This window comes from Agromyces binzhouensis (genome assembly GCF_004135055.1).
Lineage (GTDB): Bacteria > Actinomycetota > Actinomycetes > Actinomycetales > Microbacteriaceae > Agromyces > Agromyces binzhouensis.
In genome coordinates this window covers 1-3725 of the sequence record NZ_SDPL01000318.1, presented here as the reverse complement: position 1 = coordinate 3725, position 3725 = coordinate 1, and the positions used below count along the sequence as shown (strand labels likewise).

2 protein-coding genes are annotated in these 3725 nt (G+C 71.3%); both read left to right on the top strand.

What is annotated here, in order from left to right:
• Positions 1-1670, top strand: a 1670-nt coding sequence (locus ESO86_RS13290) for a choice-of-anchor I family protein (RefSeq protein ID WP_165307815.1), incomplete at its 5' end; no start/stop codon positions are given.
• 203 nt (positions 1671-1873) lie between these two features.
• Positions 1874-3725 (top strand): efflux RND transporter permease subunit (locus tag ESO86_RS13285; protein WP_207207133.1); only part of this gene is annotated, 1852 nt, incomplete at its 3' end.

Below are 3725 nucleotides of genomic sequence, written 5' to 3'. Positions count from 1 at the left end.
CGGCGCCGATCCTCGTGGGCGCCGTCGTCGCCGGCTGCCTCGCGGCGGCCCCGGCCGTCGCGCTGCCCGTCCGCACCGCCATCGTCGACACGCCCGTCGAGGTCGTCGCCGACGGTGCCGAACTGAGCCTGTCGCCCGTCGGCACGTACGAGACCGGGGTGTTCGACGAGTCGGCGGCCGAGATCGTCGCGTCGTACGACGGGCGGCTCTACGTCGTGAACGCCCAGGCCGGTCTCGTCGAGGTGATCGACGTGAAGAAGCCGTCGAAGCCGAAGAAGGTCGGCGAGGTCGCGAGCGACGGCATCGCCAACTCGGTCGCGATCCGCGCGGACGGGCTCGGCGTCGTCGCAGTCGAGGACGGCGACGACAAGACCGCCCCCGGTCGGGCCGTCTTCTTCGACGCCAGGAAGAAGACGCCGCGCGTGCTCGGCTCGGTCGTCGTCGGCGCACTGCCCGACATGGTCGCCATCTCCGAGGACGGCACGCGGGCGGTCGTCGCGAACGAGGGCGAGCCGGCCGACGACTTCTCGAGCGACCCCGAGGGCTCGGTCGCGGTGATCGACCTGCCCGCCACGGTGTCGGCCGCGAGCGAGGTCGACGTCCGCATCGCGGACTTCCACGAGTTCGAGGAGGGCGGCGCGAAGCCGCTGCCGGAGGAGGTGCGCGTCTTCGGCCCGACCCGCGAGGCCGACCTGCCGGTCTCGCGCAACCTCGAGCCCGAGTACGTCGCGATCGACGGCGACACCGCGTACGTCGCGCTGCAGGAGGCGAACGCGTTCGCCGTGGTGGATCTCGACGGTGCGACGGTCGAGGCGGTCGTTCCGTTCGGATTCGTCGACCACTCCGAGGCCGGACACGGCATCGACCCGTCGGATCGGGACCCCCGGGATGCGCCGACCTTCGGCGTCCGGACCTTCGCCGGCCTCAAGGGCATGTACCTCCCCGACGGCCTCGTCGCCTACCGGGCCGCAGGCGAGACCTACCTCGTCTCGGCGAACGAGGGCGACGCGCGCGAGTGGGGCGACTACGCGGAGAACGCCCGCGTGAAGGACCTCGGCGACGACGGCCTCGCGCCGCTCTGCGAGACGAGCCCGGCCGCCTCACTCACGGGCGACGGCGACCTCGGCCGGCTGAACGTCTCCACCGCGATGGGGCTGAGCGAGGACGGCACCTGCTACGAGGAGCTCTACGCCTTCGGATCGCGATCGTTCTCGATCTGGACGACCGAGGGCGAGCAGGTCTTCGACTCGGGAGAGGACTTCGAGCGCATCACGCACGAGGCGGCGCCGGAGTCCTTCAACTCGAACCACAGCGAGTCGAACCTCGAAGGACGGAGCGACGACAAGGGCCCCGAGCCGGAGAGCCTCGCCATCGGCGAGGTGGACGGGCGCACGTACGCGTTCATCGGCTTCGAGCGCGTCGGCGGCGTCATCGTGTACGACATCACCGATCCGGCCTCCTCCGCGTTCGTGACCTACCTCAACAACCGGGACTTCTCGGTCTCGGTCGAGGACGACGGCGTCGAGCGGCTCTCGGATGCCGGCGACCTCGGCCCGGAGGGCCTGACCTTCATCCCCGCGGCGACGAGCCCCACCGGCGAGCCCATGCTCGCAGTGGCGAACGAGGTCTCGGGTACCACGACGCTCTACGCGATCTCCGCGAACTCCTAGCCGGCGCGGGGCAGGCGCCCAGACGATGACGGGGCGGTGGGACGAGGTCCCACCGCCCCGTCCGGTCGCACTTCCCGGGCGTCTCGGAACGGCGTCGCGGCTCCGAACCTGCCTCGAACGGGGGACGCGGGTCCAGAACACACGCGCCGGTCTCCCAGCTTCCCGTTATCCGGACGCCGCCGTCCGCTGCGAGAATCGAACCCATGTCCCTCCTCGCGAAGCTCAGCATGCGCAACCGAGCGCTCATCGCGCTCGTCACCGTCGTCGTCGCGATCTTCGGCGGCATCGCGCTGAACGGGCTCAAGCAGGAGCTGGCGCCGTCGATCCAGCTGCCGCAGCTGTCGATCATCACGGCCTACCCGGGTGCGTCGCCCGACGTCGTCAACGCCGACGTCTCGACCCCGATCGAGACCGCGATCCAGGGCATCACCGGGCTGGAGTCCACGTCGACCACGAGTTCGACGGGCGTCTCGCGCGTCGTGGCGAGCTTCACGTTCGGCACCGACCTCGCGTTCGCCGAGCAGAAGCTGCTCTCGTCGGTGAACCGCATCGCGCCGACGCTCCCCGACGACGTCGACCCCCAGGTCATCGCGTTCAGCTTCGACGACCTGCCGGTGCTGGCGGTCGCGGTGACCGGGGCGGACGACCCCACGACGCTCTCCGACGAGATCACCAGGACGACGCTGCCCGAACTGCGCGACATCGACGGGGTCCGCGACGCCACCCTGGTCGGCGACCGGGGACAGCGCGTCGTGATCACCCCCGACGTGGCGGAGCTCGCACGGTACGGGCTCACGACCCAGGCGATCCGCGACGCGCTCCAGCAGAACGGCGTGCTGCTCCCCGCCGGCCAGATCACCGAGGGCGACTCGACCTTCGCCGTGCAGGCGGGCACGCGTCTCGGCAGCGTCGACGACGTGAGCGCGCTGCCCCTCGTGGGCGCGACCGAGCAGCAGCTGCCCGACGGGACGGTGCCCGACGGGACGGTGCCCGACGGCACGCCGCCCGACGGCACGGGCACCGGAACGGACGGCACGGAACCCGGCACCGACGGCACGGGAGCGCCCGACGGCACGACCGCGTTCCCCGGGACGGACGGCACGACCGCCACGGTCGCCGTGCCCGTCGCGCTCACGATCGGCGACGTGTCATCCGTCGAGCTCACCGCGAACCCGGAGACGAGCATCTCGCGAGTGAACGGCGAGCCCGCCCTCGCGATCTCCGTCACCAAGCTCCCCTCGGCGAACACGGTCGAGGTCTCCAACGCGGTCGCCGCGGCCCTCCCCGACCTGCAGGCCTCGCTCGACACGACCAACCCGGGCACCGAGTTCACCGTGGTCTTCGACCAGGCGCCCTACATCGAGCACTCGATCGAGTCGCTCGCGGTCGAGGGCCTGCTCGGCCTCGTCTTCGCCGTGCTCGTGATCCTCGTGTTCCTGATGTCGGTGCGGGCGACGCTCGTGACCGCGATCTCGATCCCGACGTCGGTGCTCATCACGTTCATCGGACTGCAGGCCGCCGACTACACGCTCAACATCCTCACCCTGGGTGCGCTCACGATCTCGGTCGGACGCGTCGTCGACGACTCGATCGTCGTCATCGAGAACATCAAGCGGCACCTCGTCGCGGGCGTCGACAAGGCGTCCACGATCGTGCACGCCGTCCGCGAGGTCGCCGGCGCCATCACGGCGTCGACGATCACGACGGTCGCGGTGTTCCTCCCGATCGCGCTGGTCGAGGGCGTCACGGGCGAGCTGTTCCGGCCGTTCTCGCTGACCGTGACGATCGCGCTGCTCGCCTCCCTCCTCGTCTCGCTCACGATCGTCCCCGTGCTGGCGTACTGGTTCCTGAAGCCCGCGAAGCCGCGCAAGGGCCAGACCGAGGCGGATGCCGCGGCCGAGGCCGCGTTCGTCGACGAGGTGCGGGTCGCTCCCGAACCGAGCGCGCCCGCCGCTCCGGTCGCCGCGACGTCCTCGCTCCCCAGCGACGACGTCTGGCTCGCGCCCGAACTGCGAGACGCGGACGGCGCGACGGGGCTCGGCCGGGCGTCGGCCG